We start from the raw sequence: 25,122 nt of genomic DNA, 5'->3' as shown, positions 1-25,122 counted from the left end.
AATTAGCTTTTTAAAGCTATATGGAGTTCGTGAAATCCTGCTGATTCTATCGTAGTTTTTACTTCTTGGTATAATCTAAAAGGTGTATCGCCATCTTGTAGCAGCAAAGGCACTTGATTTGGGTGTTGCTGATGTAAAAGGGCGAGTTGCGTTTTTAGTTCTCCTAAAGAAAGAGCTTGATCATTGAGAGTGATCGTATGATCTGCTAATACCTTGATTGTTGTTGATAGCGCATCTTCTTTTGCAAGAACCTTATGATTTTGTGTTCCAGGGGCTAAAGCTATAGAATCGATACGTATTAACGGCATGGCTATCATAAACGCCATTAAAATAACAAAAACAATGTCAATCAATGGAGTCAGATTAACATTAGGATCTTCTTCAGTATCTTCAACGATAATACGTTTCATAAATTTGTCTGACGATACTTGACTTCTATAGAATTTAACAGCAAATACGCTGTCTGCTCTATTTCTAGAATTAACCGAGAAGAATGAGCTTTAAGATAATTAAACCCTATTAAAGAGGGAATAGCAACAAACAATCCTACAATTGTCGTTCCTAAAGCTGTTGCAAGCCCTTCCATCATGGCTGTTCCTCCAACTTCTCCTGAACTGATATGCGAAAAAGCTGTTAAAATACCCCAAACTGTTCCTAAAAGGCCTAAAAAGGGCGCTAGACTAATTGTTGTGGCAGGGATAAAGTTATTTTCGTGCATAAGTGCACGATATTTTGGCATAACGGCTCCAAGTAGGGTCTCTAAGGATTGTATATCCTCAACGGATAATACCGGGCCGTGATCTGGTGCCTGCTGACGATTTTTATCAAGAAGTTCTAAAGTTCCCCGTTTAATAGTGAAATATAAGTCAGCAAAGGGGTTTAACTCCGGGTGAATTTCTAAGGACAGGGGAGCATGACGATTCTTTATCAAGAAGTCTTTAAGAGATTTTCCTGATTTCAGAAATTTTTTTTGAATAGCAAGCTTTTGATGTAGTACTGTCCAAGTGCAAAGGGAAAGAATCAGTAGACTGAAGAATATCCCCTTACCGAAAAGGTCAGCTTCTGTGTAAGCCTGGATAATGGGATTATGGGTGAATTGCAACATAGAGTATAAAATTCTTTACATAATGAGGGGATCGTACAAAAGACGATCCTATCAAAATTCTGGTATAGAGCCAAGTAGGTTTTGTTAAAGAGATTTACAAAAGCATTAGTAAAAACAAAATTATAAATAGTGTATAATTATCTACCTGATTTAGAAATAGTTGGAGTTATTTTGAATAAAATCAAAAAGCATTTTCAAACTATATTGGTAGCATTTCTATTTTCTGTGCCTGCCTTTACTGGGTATGGTCAGAAACTGCGTGCTGCAGAGCCTATTGTAGAGACGGCTTCACCAGGTGCTACTCTCATTTCTGAGGGATCCCACATTCCTAAAGGCGGAATATTCAGATTAGGGATTAAGATAGCGGCTCCTAAGGGAAGCCATATTTATTGGAAGAATCCTGGCGAAGTGGGTAGTCCATTGAGAATTAATTGGAATTTGCCCAAGGGATTCATAGTTGAAGAAGAGCATTGGCCAACTCCTAAAGTTTTTGAGGAGGAGGGCACGACATTCTTTGGTTATGACGATCATGCTTTTATAGTTGCAGATATTCGTGCTCCTGAGAGTTTAGATAATCAAGAATCTGTGGTGTTAAAAGCGCATGTTGAATGGTTGGCTTGTGGAGAGAGTTGTGTCCCGGGAAATGTTGATCTAGAATTATCCCTACCTTATCGTGACGGCGATGTGATCTTATATCCTGAAAGAACTGCAGAGTTCGCTCAAACTTTACAAACACAACCCCGTCTATTGGAAGATCAGACAATTACTTTGGGACGTAGTCAAGATGGCGAGATCATTTTAAATATTTCCGGACAGAAAAACCGTGCTGAGAAGGCTTGGTTTATTTCAGAGAAGGCCGATAAGATTTTCGCTTATTCTGAAGAAGCGATTAGTGAAGATTCAGGAACAGCTTGGAAACTGAAGATAAAAACCATTTCAGGAGTTCAGAAAAATCAGGAGTTGCAAGGGATTCTATTGCTTACAGATAAAACGGGTAGCGAGGTGGAATCGTTCGCAGTTCGTGGTCAAATTAGTGAATCGGAATCGGGAACATCCGCGTTATGGAATTATGTCACGATTATTGCCATGGCGTTCCTCGGGGGACTTCTTCTTAATATTATGCCCTGTGTTTTGCCTTTAGTTACTCTTAAAGTTTACGGATTAATTAAATCTGCTGGCGAGCACCGCTCATCCGTAATTATCAATGGCTTATGCTTCACTTTAGGTGTAGTGGGCTGTTTCTGGGGGTTAGCAGGGGTTGCTTCTCTTTTAAAAATGTTAGGGCATAACATTGGTTGGGGCTTCCAGCTTCAAGAGCCTATGTTTGTCGCGACCTTGGTTATAGTGTTCTTCTTGTTTGCCTTGAGTTCTCTAGGCTTATTTGAAATGGGCACGATGTTTGCTTCTCTTGGAGGGAAACTCCAATCCACAGAGTCTGGAGGCTCTAAAAATAAAGCTGTAGGAGCTGTATTTAACGGAGTGTTAGCAACATTAGTAACTACACCATGTACAGGACCTTTTTTAGGTTCTATACTAGGTTTGGTGATGTCTTTATCGTTCATTAAGCAATTGATGATATTTACATCGATAGGCCTAGGAATGGCATTGCCATATCTTGTATTTTCTATCTTTCCTAAGATGCTCTCCGTTCTTCCTAAACCTGGAAGTTGGATGAGTACGTTTAAGCAGCTTACTGGGTTTATGTTATTAGGTACGGTAACTTGGTTAGCGTGGATCTTTGGTTCAGAAACAAGTACTACAGCGTTAATTATCCTCCTTGCAGGATTATGGCTTGCAGGTATAGGCGCTTGGATTTTAGGGAAATGGGGTACGCCAGTTTCTCCTAAGAAACACAGGGTGATTGCTTCAACATTATTTTTAGGATGTGTTGCAGGAGCTCTATCTTTAAGTTTTGTTGCTTCAAAGAATTTTGTCGAAGCAACAGAAACTGTAGCTGTTCAGGAGAATAACGTTTGGCAACCGTTTTCAGCTACGAAACTTGCTCAATTGCGTAAGGAAGGACAAGCGGTGTTTGTGAACTTTACAGCTAAGTGGTGTTTAACTTGTCAGATGAATAAACCTGTATTGTATGCAAGTGCTGTACAAGAGATGTTTAAAAAACATGGAGTGGTTACTTTAGAAGCGGATTGGACACGTAAGGATCCAGGGATTACCGAAGAGCTGGCACGTTTAGGTCGTGCAAGTGTTCCTTCTTATGTCTACTATCCTGCGGATCAGTCTGATCCTATAGTGCTTCCTGAGAAGATAACACAATCCATTCTCGAAGATATGGTGTTTTCGAAAAATTAACCTATCAGGATAACACAATCTATTTGGGGTGTATTGATTCAAATACACCCTTTTTTTGTCTTTAATTTCTAAGAAAAAATTCTGCGGAAACCGATTCTTTTGAAGATATTTCATGAGGAGATGTATGATCACTCATTTCCTGATGCCAAGATTTTAAGGAGAAGAGGTTATGGATTTAGCAGATGCTCACTTACATCTTTCAGATGAGGCTTTCGTTGAGGATGCTGATGACGTGATTCGTCGTGCACAAGATTCTGGGATATCTCTCCTTGTTAATGTAACCACAACTATAGACGAGCTTGATACATCGTTTCGTTATGCAGAACGTTTTCCTGATGTGCGTTTTTGTCATGTTGCTGGAACTCCTCCTCAAGATGCTCATACAGATATAGAGGAACATTTTCACTATTTCCAAGGCTTTGCCCAAGCAGGGAAATTAGCAGCTATTGGTGAGGTAGGTTTAGATTATTGTTTTGCTGAAGATGGCCCTGCCCAAGAACGTCAAAAGGAAGTATTGAAGAAATACTTATCCCTTGCTTTAGATTCTGAATTACCTCTTGTGGTGCACTGTCGTGGTGCTTTTGATGATTTTTTCCAGATGATCGATCTATATTATCATCATGATGAACGCTCTTGTCCCGGTATGCTCCATTGTTTTACAGGTACACTACATGATGCTGAGGAATTACTTTCTCGTGGATGGTATATCTCCATTAGCGGGATTGTTTCATTTAAAAATGCTGAAGATCTCCGTTCTGTAGTTGCTCAAATTCCTCTTGAGCATTTGTTAATAGAAACGGACGCTCCTTTTCTCGCTCCTACTCCACATCGGGGAAAGAGAAATGAACCTGCTTACATAACGCATACGATAGAAACGATAGCGCATCTTCATGGTATGACTCCTCAGGAGCTTGCGGATATAGCACGAAGGAATGTTTTGCGATTCTTGGAGGGAAGAAAAAAAGGTTAGTCTATCTCTGATTTGTCAGTAAAAATAACTTCACATAATTCTACTTAAGCTTCTATGGTTGCTAAAAAAAGAAATTGTGAAATAAAGGCTTATGATGAACGAAAAGGAAGCATGTTCTGGGGCCGCTCAGAGGTCATGGAAGTACTACACTAGCTTTGTTTTACGTTGTGTTCATTCTTTAGCAGGAGTCGCATTTACGTTATTTCTTTGTGAGCATATGTTTACCAATATGCTTGCTTCTTCTTATTTTAAGGAAGGTAGTGGTTTCGTTCAGTTGGTAAGTAAATTTCATCAGATTCCTGGTCTTAAGATCATAGAAATCGTTTTTTTGGCCTTGCCGTTTACTTGTCACGCTGTCATAGGCATCATCTATCTTTTTCAAGCACAAACTAACTCAGGAGCTTCTGACGGCAGAAAACCCGCTTTAATTTATGCGAGGAATCTTGCCTATACTTGGCAAAGAAGAACTGCTTGGATTTTACTTTTCGGTCTTATTTTTCATGTGGTTCAGTTTCGTTTTCTTCGTTATCCTGTTCATGTAGAACTGCATGGGCAAACATACTATGTTGTCGATATTGACCCTTCGCGGTATGCAGCAATAGTTCGTGGCACTAAAGGATTTTTCACTATTAATTTTTCAGCGCCTCAATTTGAAACGATTCGTTTAGACAAAGAGGATCTTGACGGCAGCGCGGTTTCTCAATTATTAGAGAAAAAAGCGTATCTCCTGACTCCTAATGTTGGGACTGCTTTTCTTTATGTTGTTCGGGATTCTTTAGGGTCCTTATGGATGGCAATTTTTTACACTATTCTTGTGATTTCTGCAGCTTTTCATGGGTTTAATGGTCTCTGGACATTTTGTTCAAGGTGGGGTGTCGTCATATCTTTACGTTCTCAAACTCGTTTACGTAATGTATGTTATTTTGCCATGGTCATAGTGGCAGCCATGGGCATTAGTGTGATTTGGAATTTGTATATCATGGCATAAGATTATGAAAGCACAAGGTTGTAAAGTTATCGTAGTCGGTGGCGGTTTAGCAGGGTTGTCAGCAGCCATGAAACTGGCGGATTTCGGTATAGTTGTTGATCTCGTGTCATTGACAAAAGTAAAAAGATCTCACTCTGTATGTGCTCAGGGAGGCATAAATGCTGCTCTGAATCTTAAGCATGAGGAGCAAGATTCTCCCTATATACATGCTTACGATACGATAAAGGGAGGAGATTTCTTAGCAGATCAACCGCCTGTTTTGGAGATGTGTTTAGCGGCGCCTAGGATTATCCGTATGTTGGATAATTTTGGATGTCCTTTTAATCGTACACCTAATGGTGATTTGGATGTACGTAGATTTGGAGGGACGCTGTATCATCGTACAGTATTTTGTGGGGCTTCTACTGGCCAACAGCTTATGTATACTTTAGATGAGCAGGTGCGACGTCGTGAGAGTCAGGGACGTGTGAATAAATTTGAGAATCATGAATTTATAAGATTGATTACCAATAATGCAGGTAGAGCCTGTGGTATTGTATTAATGAATTTATTCAATAATCGCTTAGAAGTTCTGAAAGGTGATGCTGTAATTTTTGCTACAGGCGGTCCTGGGGTTATTTTTAAGATGTCTACGAATTCGACATTTTGTACAGGAGCGGCAAATGGACGCTTGTTCCTTCAAGGTATGACTTATGCAAACCCAGAATTCATACAAATTCATCCTACGGCTATTCCTGGTATTGATAAATTGCGATTAATATCAGAGTCTGTTCGAGGTGAGGGAGGGCGTGTTTGGGTCCCTGGAGATTCTTCCAAGACGATAATTTTCCCTGATGGCTCGCGGCGCCCTTGTGGAGAAACAGGAAAACCCTGGTATTTCTTAGAAGACATGTATCCTGCTTATGGGAACCTAGTCAGCCGTGATGTCGGTGCTCGTGCTATTCTACAGGTCTGTGAAGCAGGATTAGGAATAGACGGTCGTATGGAAGTTTTCTTAGATGTTACGCATTTGCCAGCTTCTACACGACATAAGTTGGAAGTTGTTCTTGATATTTACAGGAAGTTTACTGGAGAAGACCCTGATAAAGTGCCGATGAGAATTTTCCCTGCTGTGCACTATTCTATGGGTGGTGCTTGGGTAGATTGGCCTGCTGCTGATGATCCTGATCGTGATAGCCGTTATCGGCAGATGACGAATATCCCTGGATGCTTTAATTGTGGTGAATCGGATTTCCAATATCATGGTGCGAATCGTCTAGGTGCGAATTCTTTATTATCCTGTCTCTATGCGGGATTAGTCGCTGGAGAAGAAGCTGCACGTTTTATTACAGCTTTTGGCTCTTGTCTAACAACTTCTACAGATTTTTCAGATGCACTCCAGCAAGAGAAAGAAGAAAACGCTCTTTTACTTTCTAGAAGTGGGGGAGAGAATATCTTTGTCTTGCATGAAGAGATTGCCAATGTCATGGTGAGAAATGTCACTGTGAAACGTAATAACAAAGACCTGAAGAACACATTAGAACAGCTAAAAGAATTCAGAGAAAGACTGCAAAAAGTTTCTGTACATGATTCTTCGCAGTTTGCTAATAAGACCTTTCATTTCGTACGGCAGATGGGTCCTATGCTAGAGTTGGCGTTAGCAATTACTAAAGGCGCATTGTTACGAGACGAGTTTCGAGGTTCTCACTATAAAGAAGAGTTTCCTAAACGTGATGACGAACACTGGTTAAAAACGACATTGGCTTCATATTCTCCTGAGGAACCTGTGATTACTTACAAGCCTGTTGATACGCGTCATGTGCAACCTACGTTAAGAGATTATACCAAATCTTCAACGGGGGAAATCAAGCTTGCTAATGTCCCAGAAACTATTCGTTTGCCCATATAAATAAAGAGAGTCTTATGGATATTCCTGAAACTTTTATATTGAAAATTTATCGGGGGACCCCGGGGAAGCAATATTGGGAAAGTTTTGAATTGACCTTACATCCAGGAGAGAATGTCATCAGTGCTCTTATGGAAATTGAAAAATATCCTGTAAATACCCTTGGGGAAACTGTAAATCCTGTGGTATGGGAACAAGGATGCTTGGAAGAAGTTTGTGGTTCTTGTTCGTTATTGGTGAATGGTGTTCCTCGTCAGGCATGTACAGCACTCATTGAAGAGTATATAAGAGAGACGGGATCTCGAGAGATCGTTTTAGCTCCTCTAACGAAGTTCCCATTAATTCGAGATCTTATAGTCGATCGATCCATCATGTTTGATAATTTACAGAAGATACAGGGTTGGGTAGCTGCTGATGTTGATGGGGAGCACAGTGGGGTCAAGGTATCTCAGGAAGAGCAAGAGCTTATGTATGCCTTGTCTATGTGTATGACATGCGGGTGTTGCACGGAAGCCTGCCCTCAAATTAATGAGCACAATGATTTTATAGGCCCAGCAGCTATTGCTCAAGCACGTTTGTTTAATACTTATCCTGGGGATAAGCATTCTAAGAAGCGCTTACGTACGCTTATGGGTAAAAAAGGTATAGAAGGTTGTGGGCAAGCCCACAACTGTGTTCGCGTGTGTCCGAAAAAACTTCCGTTAACAGAGAGTATTTCTGCAATGGGGAGAGAAATTTCTAAACACTCCCTAAAATCTTTATTTCGTTCGATTTTTAAAAGAAAGAAAAAATCTTGTGACGAAGATTAGAAAAATCCTTTCGGCATACGGCTGCGGTATCCTGGAGGGGAGGGCATACCATAGTCTATAGGATTTGCATAGAGTATCCAGGGTTGTGTTACGGACAGAAGTTTGTCTATGTTTTCCAGAGGATACCCTTGTAAACCAGCATAGTTAAACTGCCAAAGGTCGATTTCTTGAGTTCCTGGGTGAAGGATAAATCCGAAATAGCTGTATGCCCAATTACTATCTCCAAAGAGAAGAGGAGCAGGATAAGCAAGATTATGATGACGCATTGCTGTTGCTAATCTCAGAAAGATATCTTCTTCGAAATACATTCGCTGGTAACTTTCCATCATTAATCCCTTAAAGAGATGACGAATTTCTCCCGAAGACAATAGAGAAAAGTTGGGAATGAATTGGTTTATGAGCGTGTTGAATTTTTCATAGGTGATTCTCGATGAGATCCCTAGATAGGAACTCAGATTATCTAAAACCTCAGGGAGCTGTTGATCTGAGGTATAGGGAACATCTTGCACAATTTGGTGAGCTAAACGTCGTTGGTATAGAGCAGAGATTTTTTCAGATTTAGGGAAGTTTTCTTTTAGAAATCTTACAGATTTTTCATAGAGCTCAGGAAGGGATAAAGAATGATCGGAACAAAAATCATGAAAATCATAAGTGAGATTCTGTAGGCTATATTTTGAGCAGAATCTTTCTATAAATGTATAGATCCCTTGTTGATTTAGTATAGTGTTTGTTAGGAAATCTTGGTGATTCTTTACCCAGACATCACGTAACCAAGTGTAGCTGTACCAATCATTATTCCATGCTTCACGAAATAGAGGCGACCCCGCAATTATAGAAAAAACGTGCGTGGGAGATGAAGCGATTAAAGAATGCGCACCATCTTCTAAATAGCTTTTTATTGCATAGGGAAGATCTTTCAAAGCATCTGAGAAGAAAGCCGCTAATTCATGAGCAGTTTCAGGATGTTTTTCAACACGTGTCAGTTCTTCGGGATTCTCGAAGTAATCCTTTAATAGAGTTTCTACTGTTCCTCCAGAAACATAGACCCAGGGGGTGTGGGAAATCTTGTCTAAGTTATCAAGAACTGAAGGAGGAACTACCGAATTATGTCTTTTAAGAATGCGAGTTATCGCTGCTTCTTGGAAAGAGTTTTTATGAATACAAGAGACAATGTAATGGATAAGAGCTGAAACTTCTTTTTCTAGTCCTAAAACACCATGTTTTCCAAGAAGATCTACTTCTGTTGAGGAAAAGAACTCTGATACAAAGCTGACAAACTCGTTAATTGAATAGATAGCTGACCAGGTGTTAGGGTGGCTTCTCCCGTGGGTAAATAGTATGCGAAATCCTGCAGGGGAATCAGTATAAAGGTGAGAGAATTCTTGGATAAAGGCATCATAAGAACTACGGAAATATTGAGGGATAGTCTTGGTGTAGAAGGAGAGTAAGAAATTCGGAAGAGCAAAAAGTTTCTTTGCCTTTTCTTGAGCGGTATCCCAATTATAAAGAGCGGTGTTTAGCTCCTGGCGAAAGCGCATGTGATCCATAATCAAGATCTTATTATCTTGCTCATTGAGTGGATTTCTCATGCGACTTTCTATATATTCTAGTTGAGCACGAGCTTCATTATATGTCTGTTCGCATTGTTGTATCAGATCACGAGTCTTCTCGACTTCTTCTTGAGCGAAAGTTTGGATAATACGCGCTAAGCTATTAGGATCATCAGCGTCCCATCCTAAGGCTACGCGAATGTGATTTAGAGTTGAGGTATCATTAGCGTCAGCGAGGGTAGCTAACGTATATTCCCAAGATTTTAGTAATGGATTTTGCGTATCGCTTATAAAAGCAGATTTAGCTAGTTCATAAGCAGAAAGATAACTATAGACTCTCTGTATTTGAGAGAGCTTATGAGAATGCTCAATAGAGAAAAATGCTTGTTCTTTGCTGTAGAATCCTTCCTGAAATAGAGTTGCTCGTACAGATTGCTCGGTAATTTGGTAGTGGTGCAGTAGTGTACGCTGAATGATTTCATTAGCTGTTAAAGTGTCATCGACATGCTGAAGCTTACTCATTAGGTATTCATGAGCAAGGATTTGCTGCAAACGAACTTCTGGATCATCTAAGATGTCGATGACGCCAGCTGCGGCAAATGCTTTTTGTAAACCTGGAGATGCAGAAAGTTTAGCAATAGGGTCTGGGTATAGATCTAATACTCTTAGTGGTTTAAATAGTTCGCCAATACAGCCTGACAAATTCATAGGTACGGAGATTTCTCGCGTGCCGATGATTCTTGTAAGTTTTCCTGAGGTGAGCAAATCATCGATATCTTTTATGAATAGAGAGGGGTATTCTTGATGAACGAGAATAGCAAAAGCTGTTGCAAAACACGAACCCACATCTTGACGTAAATAGGAAAACATTGCTGTGAGTGCCGCCTGACGTACATGAATAGGAGTGAGCTCGATCTCTGTAGGGAGAGCTAGGGTATTACGGATAAGATCTTGAATGACTCTATAAGAGGGAACAAAAAGTTTTTTTATCCTTTCTCTAATTTCAGGTTCTTGTTTGATGGATTGAAGCATTTTTAATAAGTGTTCTCTAGGTTTAGCTTCATTATGTCTATGAGGACCTAAAGGATAGAGACAGTTTGTCAGGTGCTCGATCGCTGAAACCACTTTTGTAATATCGATTTCCCCGTTTTCTGCAAGGATATAACGTGCTGCGTTTCTTGCGATGGTAAGGTTTTTTGCTGCTAGGGGAGACTGGAGAGCAGTCGTTTGATAAGCACGAAATAGATCGTCATTTTCTGAGCAGAAAATCTCTTCTAACTCATTATGCTTTTGCTTAAGAACTAATGAATCAAAAACAAAAAAATCCAGTCGTGACATAGGAAATACGAGGAAAACTTTGGGCTTTTTCTACCTCTTATCACGAATTCTAGGTTTCTGTCAGTAAGCGATTCCCTAAAGAAAATATCAGAATAAGGTCACTGTACAACAGTAAGAGTACTAGTGCTCACAGGATGAGAAAGATGGAAAGCAACAAGAGCAAAAAACCTTCTTAAGGGTATCGGAAAGAAGTTTTTATCATTTTGTAAGAAAAGGCGTACATGACTAACATGTTCCGTTTGAATTTTTGATCTGATGAGTATAAGGAATGAATATACACGAACATCTAAAGTTTTACTGCCCGACCATTGCACAGTTTGGGCAAAATCATAAAGCTACATTATCAAAAATCAGTAAGAGCTCTGTAGTGTTTGTGATTATTGGTATAGCTGTAGTTGTTATCTGTCTTGCTGTCACCTCTCCAGCATTTGTCATCATTGTCTCTGGAGCTGTACTCCTGGGTGTTCTTGCTCTTATGGTTTCAGGGGTACTCTTATGGTTAGGCAAGGGACCTAAAGAACCTGGAAGTGAAAGTATAACTATTACAAATCTTCATTTAGATGAAAGATAAGAAGCGTAGAGTTCCATCTATTTGTGATTGAGTTTCTTTATTTAGCATATCTGTAAGAGTTTCTATAAAGTTGTCTGAATTTAGAGGTGCTAAAGGATCTCTAATCAAATCTTCAATAGGTAAGCGCAAGAGGTATTCTGTAAGTTCTTTATTTCCTGTGATACACACTAGGATATCCCCGGGTTGTATGTTTTGGACTGAGGGCGAGATAAGACGAGAAAATGTGTCTTGTCTTTTTAAAAAGGCTACAGGAGGTGTTTCTCCTGCTGATAAGATAGATAAATTTCTATCAGTTGAGCAGTAGCGAATAAATGTCATAGAGATAGTGGCCTCATCGCCTTCCGTGGTTTGCTCAAACGCTTTGAAAGTATTGGAGCAAATGTTTTCTAAAGAAGAAGAAAGGTTCGCATAGGCAAGAAATAAACTTCGTGCTGATAGGGCATAAAGATAAGACGGCAATCCTATATCACCAGCAAGGCCTATAACACCTAGGAAACTTTGCTCAGGAATTGAGGTTTTCCATCCGTAAAAATGACCAGATCTTTGCATGCCTTGGAGATGTTTCGAAATAAAAGAAACATGAGGAAACTCGGGGAAATGAGGACTGAGTAATGCTTCTTGCAGCGAAGAAAGAATAGCTAATTCTTTTTGTAGCTTGTCTCCAGAAAGACGTTCGATTTCTGCTTTTTCTCTAGAGTTGAGTAACAACAGCAATGTGCAGTTAAAAATGTTTCCTAATTCATTAATTTCATATCCGTAGGGCTGGGGTTCGTAACGGATATTATGATTTCCCCTCCATGCCGCTTCCATGCATGTGGTAAGTTCCTGAATAGGTTGATTTAATCGTTTGTTAATTTTAGAAAGGATCCATCCCATTAAGATAAAAGCTAGAGAATAAAAGAAAATTACATTTAGAGGGAGACGGATAGCCTTAATAATAAACCAAGAGAGAGGAATAATAGATAGGGTGTAAGTTCCTTGAATGGGAAGCTTGTTCAAAACAAGCCCTAGATAGCGTTTATTGTGTATTTTTACGCTTATCAGTTTTTGTTCGTGAAGGATTTTTGGTGCGACTTCAAGGGGGATGGCTTGTTTTCTTGCAGTGATTTTAGGGAGATCTGCAATATCTAATGAAAATACTTCTGAGGAGAATTTAGGAGATGATGCAAAGAGAACCTCGCCGTATTTATTTAGAAGGCAGATGTCTTCATCTTTTAAGTGTAGGGATTTAAACAGGTCTTTTTGTAAGAAATCCATAGGGTAGAAGCTAACAAGCAATCCCGCGCTTGTTGGTGAATTCCATACTTCGATATCTTCAGTAATCACTAGATAGTTTGTAGAATGCGTATTTGATCCTGAGGGAACAGTAATGATGCATGCCTTTCCTACAGACATGCTCAGCTTCTTTTTTATTTCAGGATGCTCTTTTAAATAGTAGATAAACGGATCGTGGGGATTTTTTGTTTTTATATTTCCCTGTACTAGAGGAATAAGACACAGCGAGAAATCCATGTTGGATAAGGCGAACATCTCGTTATAAGCTTGAGAATAGAAATCTTCTGAAGATGAGGAATAGGCTTTTAGTGCTAACGTATTTGCTAGACGTTTCAGGAAAACTTTATGGATGGTAAGTTTTTTTTCAAATTCTAAGCTAAAATTTGTCGCATGGGTATGGAGGTTTTCCATGAGATTGCTTTTTGCTGCTGAAAAAGAAAATAGGGATAGGACGACCAGATTCAAAATTAAAGGAATCGGAATTACCAAAAAAAGAAACAACAAAATGCGTTTGGTAAAAGTTTGTTTCATAAGTCAGATATTTTAAGGATCAGTAAGGTAATATCATCGTGTTGATGGCAATTCCCTACGAAAGTTTTCACAGATAGTATTAAAGAATGCATAGCATCTTCAGCGCTTTTACCCACTAAGGTTTTTACAACGTTTTTCAGTCGTTCTTCTCCAAACATTTCTAAAGCTTTATTATGAGCTTCTGTAATTCCATCTGAATACAAGATAATTAGGGATCCTGGATCAGGCTTAAAGCTTGCCATGGGGATATCAGGAATATCGGGAAGGAATCCTAAAGCCATACCACGATGGGATAGGAAAGAAACGGCGCCGTTCGGAGACAGATAACAGGCAGGATTGTGACCACAGGAATAAAACTCTACAATTCCTGTTTTGTAATTGTAACTATAGACACATAGTGTGACGAACATCCCTGAATCCGCAGTATTTTGGTAAAATAGCGAAGCAGTTTGTTTTATAGCTTCTTTTATTGAAGGCATCTGCGAGAGAAACGAGCGTAGCATGTTCTTAAGAAATAGAGAGTATCCGCAGGCATGGACACCCTTCCCAGAAGCATCAGCAACAATTAAAAATAGTTTGGCATGATCGCCTTCACCAACGATAAAGACATCGAAAAAATCCCCGCCTACAGTAATAGCGGGGATGTAAGCTTTTGCGAGTTCAGTGTTTGGATAATTAGGAAGCATATTAGGAAGGAGTCTTTGTTGTGCTTGTTCTCCTAGATGTAGTGCATTTTGAGCACTTTCTTTTATTTCATAATTTTTTTCAGCCAGGCTTTGTTGTTGGTTTAAACTTTCCACCATGGCGTTAAAAATATGCCCTAGCCTATTGATCTCAAACCCTAGAGAATCATCCTTATAGGGTGCGTGGATGTTTTCCCTAGTTTGTATGATGACTGTGGCAAGTTTGCGAATGGGCTGAGAGAGCCGTTTCGCAACGAGATAGGCAATAATACTTCCTAATACAACACATAGAAAATACGCGAAATAGATTAACGTGCGTTTCCAAAATGTGGCAAAGAGCTCAGCTTTTATTCCGTATGAAAGTACGCTCAGGTCCATATTAGGAACATGGGCAAGGTAGCTCCATGTTTCATTTTTCCCATTTTTAAAAGAAAAAAAGTTGGGTTCTATAGATAGTGGGGATAGAGGAATCGGCTTTAAAGAAATATTTTTTGGACAGGTGCTTTTGTCCATGAAAGTGTCACAAAATTGTTTTTCAGTAAGGTTAGGGTAGATAGCACGTAAGTTTAAATCGGGATCAGATGCTTTTAAAATGATCCCTTCTTTAGATAAAAGAGCCGTTTTTACATTAAAGTATGCTTGGGTATTTACAAGGATATCCTCAAGAAATTTTTCAATGTTATGAGTTGTATAAAGAATCCCTAGAAGTTCATGAGTGTCATTGTCAAAAATATTTGCCTGCATGACTGAGAATACTTCATGATTGTTCTCAGACTGTTTGAATGTTGCTGAAAAGTCTGTTTGGGTAGAAATGTCGAGTTTATTTTGGTAATTTTCTCCAAGACGTTGAGGAATACTAGAGGCAACAACGATTTTCTCCCCATTGGGGAACAACTTAATTAAAGAAATCTCATCATATGATGAGCTAAACATCCGTTGCATTTCGTTGCTAAGTTCAACGTTAGGGATCGAGGGAATTCCTTCATCGAGATCTAAGACTTCTGAAAATAGAGCTAAAACATCAGCATTAAGTGGGACAATTTGCATGAGGGTATCCACTTTAAACGTAGCATTTTCTTTAAATGCTAAGGTAACTGATGAAACTGTAGTATGGTATTGTCTGAGGTTAAGTAAAACGATATTAATCCCTAAGGGAATTAATATCGCTGCTACGCATGCTAACCACAAACGATAGCCTATTGTTTTTGTAAAAGGGATCATCTACATCAAATTAGTAGTTGCAAGACAGCATTTTAGAAGATCATGGAGATCTAAAAATGCTTCTTTATTGCCTATTTTCTTTATTTTTTAAGTATATAAGAAATTTTGCTTAAGCAGACATCTACTATTTACTATAGATAAGGAGTTTTTCTATCTTTAGAATGGTTCTTAAGAATAGAACCATCAGTTTAATCATTGGGAAGTTTAAAGAGGTAATCGCTTTCTAGAAATCACAAGAAAGCGATCGTCCCGACTCTATTCTCCAGAAAATGGGTTAGAGTCTTTGAATAAACCTTCAGAACCTAGTTCTTCTTCTATTGCCATAAGTCTATTGTACTTGGCAATGCGTTCCGAACGTGATAGGGATCCAGTTTTAATTTGCCCTGTATTGAAGGCCACAGCAAGATCTGCAATTGTTGTGTCCTCAGTTTCTCCGGATCTATGAGAAAGAATAGTCGTGTATCCTTGACTATGGGCAAGCTGTATAGCTTCTGAAGTTTCTGTTAATGTGCCGATTTGATTAGGTTTAATTAGCACAGCGTTAGCAAGGCCTTTGCTTATACCGTCTGCTATCAACTCTGGATTGGTTACGAAGAGGTCATCACCTACAATCTGTATACTTTCTCCGAGTTCTGCGGTTAGCAATTCCCAACCATCAAAATCTTCTTCCGCAAGCCCATCTTCTATAGAGTCAATAGGATAACGATCACAAAGATCGGCGAGTATGCTGACTTGTTCTTGAGAGTTTTTCCCTTCGTAAGTTTTTGTTTTTGTATCGTAGAAAGAAGATGCAGCACAGTCAAGAGCTAAAGAGATCTCCTCGCCAGGCTGGAAACCTGCTTTTTCAATAGCTAGTAAAAGAAGGTCTAAAGCTTCAGAGTTAGATGTTAAGTTTGGAGCAAATCCGCCTTCATCTCCAACTCCTGTAGCGAGATGTCTATCGTTGAGCAGTTTTTTCAACGCATGGAAAACATCAGCACCCATACGCACAGCTTCTTTTAGAGAATGTGCACCTATAGGGCGAATCATAAATTCTTGAAATTGAAGACCATTGTCTGCATGCATGCCGCCATTAATGAGATTCATCATAGGACAGGGAAGAATATGAGCGAAACATCCCCCCGCGTAACGGTAAAAAGATCGTCCTAAAGTTGCGGCTGCTGCTTTTGCAGCTGCTAAGGATACCCCTAAGATAGCATTCGCTCCTAATTTCTCTTTATTTGGTGTGCCATCTGCTTCTACCATAATAGAGTCTATAAGGATTTGATCAAATATGCTGACTCCTTGCAAAACAGGAAGCAGAACTTCTTTCACGTTTTTTAAGGCTTGTAAAACACCTTTCCCTTGGTATCGAGAGGTATCTTGATCGCGAAGCTCTAAAGCTTCTTTGATTCCTGTGGAGGCTCCCGAAGGCACACAAGCTTCTCCGAAAGTGCCTGCGTCTGTAATTACTTTAACATATAGTGTGGGATATCCTCTGGAATCTAAAATTTCTCTGGCTTGGATATCGGAAATGACAACTTCTAGCATGAGTCTTTAATCTCTTTTGTCAAGGGTTGGAAACTAGCTCCCAAAGACCTATTTAACACAATATGAGCATACGGATCATATGATCACAATGAGGTTGCGGGGAGATTAAGGCAATATTAGGTTCTGATTTTACAAAAAGCAAGTAGATTTCCTTTTGGTTTTTCTTAATGTTCTATGAGAGATAAAGAAGTTGTTCTTTAGCAGCTTTCATTTTATCACGATATTTAGCAGCTTCATCAAATCTGAATGCGTTGGCAGCTTGCTGCATGAGATTTTCGTATTTTTTTATGAGCTTTTCTAATTCTTGTGTAGATAAAGGTTGTTGAGGGGTATCTTGAACTTCCTTTTTCCCTCCTTGCGGAATAGGATTGGCAAAGATCGCTTTGATAATGGGTTTTGGTGTAATTTTATTTGCTTTATTGTATTCCAACTGTATTTGCCGACGACGTTCTGTTTCTTTTAAGGTTTGTTCTATAGAGAGAGTTTTGTGGTCAGCATAAAAAATGACTTTTCCGTCCACATTCCTTGCTGCTCTTCCACAAAACTGTATTAAGGACGAAGTGCTACGTAGAAAACCTTCTTTATCGGCATCGAGAATAGCGACTAGAGAAACTTCAGGAAGATCTAATCCTTCACGGAGTAAGTTTACTCCTATGAGCACGTCAATATTCCCTAAACGCAAGTCAGAGAGGATACGGGTGCGCTCTGCTGTTTCTATTCCAGAATGCAAATAGGCAGCAGCGATATCTAATTCTGAAAGGAAAGCTGCAATATCTTCGGCAAGCTTTTTGGTGATGGAGATGACTAGAATCTTTGCCTGAGATTTAGATAAGTGTTTACGAATTTCTTCTAGGAGATCGTCTACTTGTCCTGTTGCCGGACGGATTTCTGGAATAGGATCAGGAATTCCTGTAGGGCGGATAATTTGTTCAACAATATGACCTTGACTTTCGTTGAGTTCTGTCTCTCCAGGAGTTGCAGATACATAAATAACATTATGGAAATATTTCCTAGCTTCTTCATAGGTCAGAGGACGGTTGTCATAAGCAGAGGGAAGACGAAAACCGTATTCGACTAAAGATTCTTTCCTAGAACGGTCCCCGCGATACATAGCGCGTATCTGAGGTAGTGTTTGGTGTGATTCATCAATAACTAGTAAAAAGTTATCGGGGAAATAATCTAATAGGCAGGCGGGAGGAGCTCCTGGAGGACTTTTTGTAAAGTGGCGAGAATAGTTTTCTATTCCTTTACAAAATCCGGTTTCTTTGATCATTTCGATGTCATGCGTAGTTCTATGAAATAAGCGATCTTGTTCTATAGGACGATCTTGGAAGAATGCTAAACGTTCTTCTAGCTCTTCGCGTATAGAGCGTATTGCTTGTTCACGAACAGCTTCAGGTGTGACATAGTGTGATCCCGGATATAAAATAATTGAGGTTACCGATTCCATGGGAATCATAGTGAGAGGATCGCTGTATTCTATAGAAGATAATGTGTCATTGGAAAATTCTAAACGAATTGCGAGATCGCTCTCATAAGCAGGGAAAATATCGATCACACTACCGCGTTCGCGAAAAGTTGAGCGTTGCGCTACTGAGGAAGCTTGATAATTCATTTTTACAAGCTGAGAGGCAAGTATTGCTCTTGGATATTCCCTTCCTACTTTGAGTTCTAATGCCATGGAAGTGTAGTTTTCGGGAGAGCCAATACCGTAAATACACGATACAGAAGAAACAATTAAAGTATCTCTGCGCTCTAGAATAGATCGCGTTGCGGATAAACGCAGTTTATCGATTTCACTGTTGATTAAGAGACTTTTTTCTATGTAGGTATCATTACGAGCAATATATGCTTCGGGCTGGTAGTAATCGTAGTAGGAGATAAAATATTCAACAGCATTATTAGGGAAGAATTCTTTGAATTCTTGATACAACTGTGCAGCTAATGTTTTATTATGTGCTAATACTAGTGTAGGGCGATTGACATTAGCAACCACATTAGCAATGGTAAATGTTTTTCCTGATCCTGTAGTGCCTAACAACACCTGAGATGGAGTGTGATTACGTACGCCTTGAGTAAGCTTAGCAATAGCTTCGGGCTGATCTCCACAAGGCGAAAAAGCAGCTCGTAATTCAAAGGTCATAGGAGTGTATAACAATTAAGGGAGTAAACGAGAACGCCATTTATGGCTTAACCCTAAGGTGTCACGAACTTCTTCCATAGTTTCTTTTGCTAGAGCACGCATTTTTTCTGTGCCCATTTGCAATGCGTCTTGAAGAGCGTGAGGTTTTGCAAGTAGTTCGGCACGTTTTTCTTTAAAAGGTTGTAAAAAGAGAATAAGTTCTTCGGCAAGGCGTGCCTTTACCTCAACATCTTTTATACATCCTTGACGGTAACGTGTTTTAAATTCTTCAACTTCTTCTTTATTAGGATTGAAAATATCGTGATAGATGAATAAAGGGTTCCCTTCGACTCGCCCTGGGGTCGTAGCATGAATCCGATTTGGGTCGGTATACATTTTTCTGATCTTGTCTTTGATGGTTGCATCATCATCAGAAAGATAGATTGCGTTGTTTGCGGATTTGCTCATTTTCCCTTGACCGTCAATGCCGACTAAAGAGGTAAGCTCTCCTTGTAAAGTCTCTGGTTCGGGGAAGATTTCTCCATATAAACGATTAAAATTCCGAGCAATATCACGAGTGAGTTCTATATGGGCCTCATTATCTTTACCTACGGGAACGAGTTGTGCTTTGGCAAGAAGAATATCCGCGCTCTGTAAAACTGGATAACCCACCAATCCAAGGGACAAACCACCCTCTTCTATAGAAGCATTCTTTGCCATTTCCTTAAGACTCGGAATCCCCATGATGCGGTTAATCGAAATTAACATAGAAAACAGTAGGTGGAGTTCGTAGATTTCAGGAATGGCTGACTGTAAATAGATCGTAGATTTATTCGGATCAATCCCCACACTTAACCAGTCTGCAAGAACTTCATAAATATGGTTATCCACATCTAGAACTTGTTCTTTACGTACTCTGGTTGTAAGAGTGTGGAGATCCGCAACGATGAAAAAGCAATCGTACGCTGGGTTGTTCTGTAAGTCTAAACGATTTTTTATAGATCCTACCCAGTGACCTAAATGCAGTTTGCCTGTTGGTCGATCACCGGTGAGTACGCGCTTTTTTTTGTTCATATAATTTTATTTTACTGAAGAGATTTTTCTAGTTCTTCGAAGTGGTTCTTCAATGATACGATATCTTCTTGAATTTCTAGGAGATTTTTCTCTCCTACAGGATTTTTTTGTGCTTCCAAAAGCCGTGCTAATAGATGGCGAATCAAATGGCAGGTGTTTTGTACATCTGTCATGATTAGAAATTCTTGACCGTCTACTCTCGACAAACGATTTAAAAACACGCAACGTTCTTGCTGAGAGATCATATCCGATGTGATGAAGTTAATAAATTCACCACGTTCGTGAACGTCTTTAGCAACACGAATCAACATCATGAACTCGGCTATTAAGCTTTGAGATGCTTGTTTTTGTTCTGTAGGAAGATCATGGATGAGTTTCCCATTAATGAGCATTTCAAAAAAGAAATTCGCTATTTCCTGTTGGCCATTAGAGCAGTTAAAAACAACATTTTGAAATTCTCGGAATGTTGTGTAGCCAATAGCAGTGGCAAAAATTCTTTTTAAATTTCCTTCAAGAATAAGAAAAACATTATCTTCTAGTTCCAGTGTTTTTGATTTCGCTGCCATATTTAGACCTTTGTATTGGGAATGAAATTACTTTTAACTTTTTGAAGCTTTTTTATCAATTTTTCAAGGGCAGCCTGATCCTCAGGAGACAATTCTGAGCATTTTTTTAATAATTCTGAGCCTTTGGAAAGCATAGATAGTGCTTGTTTTGCTAAGCATATCTGACGACGATCTGTAGAAATTAGAGGAAATTCCCTTCTGATAATATCTAGGAGTTCTCCTTTACTTTCTCCGCGGTAATTTCGGATAATAGCTTCTTTTTTTTCTTGGGACCCTTGGCGAGAGGCTAATGTGTAAATCGCCTGCCTTGGCATTTTCTCGGCTTCTATTTTCAAGGATTCAGGAAGAGTAGAAAAGAGTTCATAATACACGAGAAAATTATACGGAGTTTGACGGTTGCCATAGGTAAGTAGTAGCCAAGCTGAAAAAGCTCCTTCTCGGTAAGTTTTTAGTAAATCACGTACTTTTTTTATACGTTCGCCGTGCAACAGTACTGCTTGATGGTGGATTTGTTTGATTTGAGCAGAGAGATTACAAAGACTTTTGAAATCTTCTTCGGAAATCTGATCATCGAAAGTGTAATGCTGCAATAATTGGCGGAATTTTTCTTCTTCTTTTGGGGATAATTTTACATCGGAAAATCTGCTTAAGAAAGGGGAGTGCTCGCCTTCCATACGTTTGCGTGTAAGCGTTTCCATTTTATCTTGTGTATTTTTCTTGAAACGGCTTTCCAACAACGTTTTTAGATTTCCCATAGGATTACATATCCCTCAGTAAAATTAACAGTTCTTTGGTTAGATTGAGGTAATCTTCGGAAGCCCGTGCTGAAGGCGCGGTAGCAAAGACAGGTTTCCCATGAATAGCAGCTTCAGAAATCGTAATGTCTCGACGAATCTTAGTATTTAAGAGTCTTCCAGGGAATGTCTTATGGATTAAGTCAGTGAAAGCAGCGTTATTTTTACCACGATAATTCCAGAAGGAAAGAGCAACTCCAAGGATACTTAGGGGATGACGTGACGAAATGCCTTGAATAAATGATGACAATCTTTCTAGACCCTTCACACTGTAAAATTCAGGAGTAGCACAAATTAACGCATATTGTGCTGCAATTAATGCGGACTCGGTAAGCCAGCATAAAGAGGGAGGAGTGTCAATGATCACATAGTCATAGTCATTTTCTACAGAGGTGAGAATATGTTTTAGACGTTCGTGAGAATAACGATCAGCGGCTAAATTTCCCGAAACCTCTATACGCTCTAACCAAGTGTCAGCAGGAATTAAATCTAATCCTGTATCTTCGATAGGGCGAATCACTTCACGAATATTTTTTTCACCCTGAAGAACGACAGCTAAGCTGTCGTAACAATCAGGGTCAAGACCCAGTCCTGAAGTAAGATTTGCTTGAGCATCAAAATCAATTAGGAGCACGCGAGCGTTGTGGTATTGCGCTAACGCTGCGCCTAAATGTAAAGTTGTCGATGTTTTAGCTGTTCCACCTTTAAAGCTATTGACAGCGATGGTTTTCATTGGAGATGCTCGTCCTTGGATCTGGGTTTTCTACAATAGTGGAGTTAAACTCAAAGAGTTCTTTTCTTCAAGTATAGTATTTATGAATTTGTCCTCTGTCATATCATTTAAGACTCGGTTATCTCGGGTACGTATTGCTAAGGTATTTTGCTCAATTTCCCGATCTCCCAAAGTCACCATATAGTTGACTTGCATATTTTGTGCGTTCCGTATTTTTTTACTTACAGATTCATTAGAATCGTCCACTGTAACTATCAAGCCTAATTTCTGCCACGCTGTAGCCAGTTTTTGAGCTCGAGGTTGATGACGGTCTGCCACAGTAATTAATCTGATATGTTCAGGACTGAGCCATAAGGGGAACCTTCCTTTGAAATGCTCTATAAGAATACCTAAGAATCTTTCAATGGAACCAAACAAAGCACGATGCAACATAACTGGAGTGCTTTTTTCTCCCTGAGCATTTGTGTATTCTAACTCAAATCGTTCGGGTAGGAACATATCGAGTTGGATTGTTCCACATTGCCACGTACGTTGGATGGCGTCCTTCACATGAATGTCAATTTTCGGTCCGTAAAAAGCTCCGTCTCCAGGATTAATAATAAAAGGAGTGTTTGAATTGATCAGCGCGCGCTCCAGAGCTGCTGTTGCTAGCTCCCAGAGTTCATCGCTTCCAATTGTTGCTTTTTCTGGGCGTGTTGACAACTCTAAATGATACTCGAGTCCAAATGTGGAGTATAATTCAGAAACTAAGTGTAAAATATTTAATGTTTCTTCTTCTACTTGTTCAGGTGTGAGAAATACGTGAGCATCATCTTGATGGAATGCGCGTACTCGCATAAGCCCTGAAAGAGCTCCAGAGACCTCGTAGCGATGCACGTGACCAATCTCTGCAATTCTTAAGGGAAATTGCTTATAGCTATGTAGGCGTGTTTTATAATACAGCATACATCCAGGGCAATTCATGGGCTTAATTGCGTAGTCTTCGTCATCGATCTTTAGAGTATACATATTTTCTCTGTAGTTACTCCAATGTCCAGAAACTTCCCAAAGGCTACGGTTCATAAGCTGAGGAGTTTGGATTTCCTTATATCCCGCAAGTTGATGTAAGCGTTTCCAATACCCTATAAGAGCATCCCATATAATCATGCCTCGCGGATGGAAAAAAGGCATTCCTGCTGAACACTCCTGTTGAGAAAACAGATCGAGTTTAGTTCCTAAAACGCGGTGATCACGTTGTTTTGCCTCTTCCAACTGGTGTAGATGTTCTTTTAATTCTTTTGTCGTAGGGAAAGCCACACCATAGATTCTTACTAAAGATTCTCTTTGAGGATCCCCCCTCCAATAGGCTGCTGATGTGCGTAAAAGCTTAAAAGCTTTTACAGGGGCAGTAGAGGGCAAGTGGGGGCCTCGACAGAGATCCATAAATTCCCCTTGGGAGTAGGCAGTAATGCTCTCTCCTTCTGGGAGCTCTTGTATGAGTTCTACTTTAAAAGGATTGTTGGCGAATTCGTTTAGGGCCTCTTGTTTGTTATTAAATGTTTTTTTCTGCACAGCAAATTTTGCTTCAGATATTTGGCCCATCATATTTTCAATCATTAAGAAGTCGTCTTCACTGATAGACAGGTTGGCGAAATCATAATAAAATCCCTGATCGATAACAGGTCCTATAGTAGGGATAGCGTCTGGCCATAAACGTAGTATAGCCTGAGCGAGAATGTGAGCAGAAGTATGTAAAAAAATTTCTCGTCCTTCTGGATCTGTAAAGGTAACAAATCTTAAGGTATCTCCTTCGTTTAGGGTTGTAGACAGATCTTTAATTTGATCGTTTATGACAACGCCAGCAAAGTAATGAGAATTTTTTATTTTGCTCGCGAAATCAGCAGCTGTAGTGCCCTCAGGCAGCTCATAAGTTTCATTGTTGCAAATTACGCGGATCATCTTCTCTCCATTAAGAGTTTTTCTAAGTCTGTTATTGTAACGTTTTTCTGGATCAAAGCAAGGGAGTTTTCTTAAAAAACTGTGTATTTATGTGGGGGAGTCCTGAGTTTTTTTAAGAGGTGTTTAATGATAAAAGTATATTTGAGTTGGAGCCAAAGTTTTATTCTTTTATAATAGGATATTTTCTATTCCAGAAACTACTTCTTCATGTCTATTTTTCTAGTATTTTTTAATGCTTTTATTTGGTCCTCATCTTTTGCTTTTAGCAAATTAGCCATGGAGGCTTCGGCTCCTTTATTTGTTACAGGCAGTCGCATGCTGATTGCTGGTTTGGTGTTGGTGGGAATCGTATTATGGAAAAAAGGGTCGTTAAAACTACCAAAACAGGCGTATGTTCCCGTTTTGATTTTATCAATCGTTGGGTTTTATCTAACGAATGTTTGTGAATTTCTAGGTTTACAGAACTTATCTTCTTCAAAGGCGTGTTTTATCTACGGACTTTCGCCGTTTATTTCTGCATTGTTTTCTTATATTCAGTTGCGAGAGACTGTAACATTAAAGAAGTTGGGGGGATTGAGCCTGGGGCTATTTGGTTATCTTTCTTACCTATTCTTTGGGGGTAGTGACACAAGTACGTGGAGCTGGCAGTTAGGGATTCCTGAAATTTTATTATTACTTGCTACGTGTTTTTCTGCTTTTGGATGGACGTTGTTAAGAAAGATAGAAAAGAACTCCTCTTTGTCAGTAATGGCAATCAATGCTTACGCTATGCTTGTTTCCGGAGTTTTATCTTTAGGACACTCTATGGTTGTTGAAACTTGGAACCCTATTCCTGTAAGTAATGGCATTCTCTTTGCTCAAGCAATTTTCTTCCTTATCCTGTTTTCTAATCTCATTAGCTACAATTTGTATGCTAGGTTGTTGAGGAAATATTCCTCAACGTTCCTTTCTTTCTGTAATCTTGTTATGCCTTTATTTTCCGCATTCTATGGCTGGGTGCTTTTAGGGGAAAGCCTGTCGGGAGCACTACTTCTTGCTGTGGTGTTTATGGTTGTAGGTTGTCGTTTAATCTATCATGAAGAATTTCGCCAGGGCTATATAGTTTCTTAATGTAAAGCAGATTTACATA

The 25,122-nt window shown here is 39.4% G+C and carries 19 protein-coding genes; 7 read left to right on the top strand and 12 right to left on the bottom strand.

The features are described 5' to 3' along the window. Positions 1 to 2: 2 nt before the first annotated feature. Together G5O_RS10025 and G5O_RS10020 are read right to left on the bottom strand one after the other, a co-directional pair. A complete protein-coding gene (locus tag G5O_RS10025) occupies positions 3 to 410 on the bottom strand; it encodes an ExbD/TolR family protein (RefSeq protein WP_006343634.1) in 408 nt (135 codons plus the stop codon). Further along, complete coding sequence (locus G5O_RS10020) at positions 407 to 1,105, bottom strand: MotA/TolQ/ExbB proton channel family protein (RefSeq protein ID WP_006343633.1); 699 nt, start codon at positions 1,103 to 1,105, stop codon at positions 407 to 409. The genes G5O_RS10025 and G5O_RS10020 overlap by 4 nt, the downstream gene beginning before the upstream one ends. A 171-nt stretch (positions 1,106 to 1,276) precedes the next feature. Here G5O_RS10020 and G5O_RS10015 point away from each other — a divergent pair, with 171 nt between their 5' ends. The 5 genes from G5O_RS10015 to sdhB all read left to right on the top strand — a co-directional run bounded on the left by G5O_RS10015 (position 1,277) and on the right by sdhB (position 8,067). Next, entirely contained in the window at positions 1,277 to 3,415 is a 2,139-nt protein-coding gene (locus tag G5O_RS10015) for a protein-disulfide reductase DsbD family protein (RefSeq protein WP_006343632.1), read from the top strand. Positions 3,416 to 3,584: 169 nt separating this feature from the next. Continuing rightward, a complete protein-coding gene (locus G5O_RS10010) occupies positions 3,585 to 4,385 on the top strand; it encodes a TatD family hydrolase (protein WP_006343631.1) in 801 nt (266 codons plus the stop codon). A gap of 94 nt (positions 4,386 to 4,479) precedes the next feature. Then, positions 4,480 to 5,373, top strand: a complete 894-nt coding sequence (locus tag G5O_RS10005; protein WP_006343630.1) for a succinate dehydrogenase cytochrome b558 subunit — start codon at positions 4,480 to 4,482, stop codon at positions 5,371 to 5,373. A gap of 4 nt (positions 5,374 to 5,377) precedes the next feature. Continuing rightward, positions 5,378 to 7,261, top strand: coding sequence for a succinate dehydrogenase flavoprotein subunit (gene sdhA / locus G5O_RS10000; RefSeq protein ID WP_006343629.1), 1,884 nt, complete (start codon positions 5,378 to 5,380; stop codon positions 7,259 to 7,261). Between the two features lie 14 nt (positions 7,262 to 7,275). Continuing rightward, a complete protein-coding gene (gene sdhB, locus G5O_RS09995; RefSeq protein WP_013462758.1) occupies positions 7,276 to 8,067 on the top strand; it encodes a succinate dehydrogenase iron-sulfur subunit in 792 nt (263 codons plus the stop codon). Here sdhB and G5O_RS09990 read toward each other — a convergent pair. Beyond that, entirely contained in the window at positions 8,064 to 10,955 is a 2,892-nt protein-coding gene (locus tag G5O_RS09990; protein WP_006343627.1) for a hypothetical protein, read from the bottom strand. The genes sdhB and G5O_RS09990 overlap by 4 nt on opposite strands. A 268-nt stretch (positions 10,956 to 11,223) precedes the next feature. On the opposite strand from G5O_RS09990, the gene G5O_RS09985 reads away from it, so the two are divergent. Continuing rightward, positions 11,224 to 11,526, top strand: a complete 303-nt coding sequence (locus tag G5O_RS09985) for a hypothetical protein (protein WP_014518446.1) — start codon at positions 11,224 to 11,226, stop codon at positions 11,524 to 11,526. Here G5O_RS09985 and G5O_RS09980 read toward each other — a convergent pair. The 9 genes from G5O_RS09980 to thrS all read right to left on the bottom strand — a co-directional run bounded on the left by G5O_RS09980 (position 11,512) and on the right by thrS (position 23,993). Beyond that, positions 11,512 to 13,332, bottom strand: a complete 1,821-nt coding sequence (locus G5O_RS09980; protein ID WP_014518445.1) for a PP2C family serine/threonine-protein phosphatase — start codon at positions 13,330 to 13,332, stop codon at positions 11,512 to 11,514. The genes G5O_RS09985 and G5O_RS09980 overlap by 15 nt on opposite strands. Next, on the bottom strand, positions 13,329 to 15,236 hold the full coding sequence (locus G5O_RS09975) for a PP2C family protein-serine/threonine phosphatase (protein ID WP_013747406.1): 1,908 nt from the start codon (positions 15,234 to 15,236) through the stop codon (positions 13,329 to 13,331). Before G5O_RS09975 ends, G5O_RS09980 begins: the two co-directional genes overlap by 4 nt. 255 nt (positions 15,237 to 15,491) lie before the next feature. Next, a complete protein-coding gene (gene eno, locus G5O_RS09970; protein WP_006343623.1) occupies positions 15,492 to 16,766 on the bottom strand; it encodes a phosphopyruvate hydratase in 1,275 nt (424 codons plus the stop codon). 172 nt (positions 16,767 to 16,938) lie between these two features. Then, entirely contained in the window at positions 16,939 to 18,909 is a 1,971-nt protein-coding gene (gene uvrB / locus G5O_RS09965; protein WP_006343622.1) for an excinuclease ABC subunit UvrB, read from the bottom strand. A gap of 15 nt (positions 18,910 to 18,924) precedes the next feature. Further along, on the bottom strand, positions 18,925 to 19,962 hold the full coding sequence (gene trpS / locus G5O_RS09960) for a tryptophan--tRNA ligase (RefSeq protein WP_006343621.1): 1,038 nt from the start codon (positions 19,960 to 19,962) through the stop codon (positions 18,925 to 18,927). Between the two features lie 11 nt (positions 19,963 to 19,973). Further along, positions 19,974 to 20,528 carry a CT584 family type III secretion system tip protein gene (locus G5O_RS09955; RefSeq protein WP_006343620.1) on the bottom strand — a complete coding sequence of 185 codons (555 nt, stop codon included), beginning with the start codon at positions 20,526 to 20,528 and terminating at the stop codon, positions 19,974 to 19,976. Positions 20,529 to 20,530: 2 nt separating this feature from the next. Next, positions 20,531 to 21,283: a pGP6-D family virulence protein gene (locus tag G5O_RS09950; protein ID WP_006343619.1), complete on the bottom strand. Its 753-nt coding sequence runs from the start codon at positions 21,281 to 21,283 to the stop codon at positions 20,531 to 20,533. Positions 21,284 to 21,287: 4 nt separating this feature from the next. Further along, positions 21,288 to 22,055, bottom strand: a complete 768-nt coding sequence (locus tag G5O_RS09945; RefSeq protein ID WP_006343618.1) for a ParA family protein — start codon at positions 22,053 to 22,055, stop codon at positions 21,288 to 21,290. A gap of 30 nt (positions 22,056 to 22,085) precedes the next feature. After that, positions 22,086 to 23,993 carry a threonine--tRNA ligase gene (gene thrS, locus G5O_RS09940; protein WP_013462757.1) on the bottom strand — a complete coding sequence of 636 codons (1,908 nt, stop codon included), beginning with the start codon at positions 23,991 to 23,993 and terminating at the stop codon, positions 22,086 to 22,088. A 207-nt stretch (positions 23,994 to 24,200) separates the two neighbouring features. On the opposite strand from thrS, the gene G5O_RS09935 reads away from it, so the two are divergent. Then, positions 24,201 to 25,103, top strand: a complete 903-nt coding sequence (locus G5O_RS09935; protein ID WP_013462756.1) for a DMT family transporter — start codon at positions 24,201 to 24,203, stop codon at positions 25,101 to 25,103. The last annotated feature ends 19 nt before the right edge of the window (positions 25,104 to 25,122 follow it).

The organism is Chlamydia psittaci 6BC (genome assembly GCF_000204255.1).
Lineage (GTDB): Bacteria > Chlamydiota > Chlamydiia > Chlamydiales > Chlamydiaceae > Chlamydia > Chlamydia psittaci.
The sequence above is the reverse complement of the archived record's forward strand: the minus strand, read 5'-3'. Positions and strand labels throughout refer to the sequence as shown.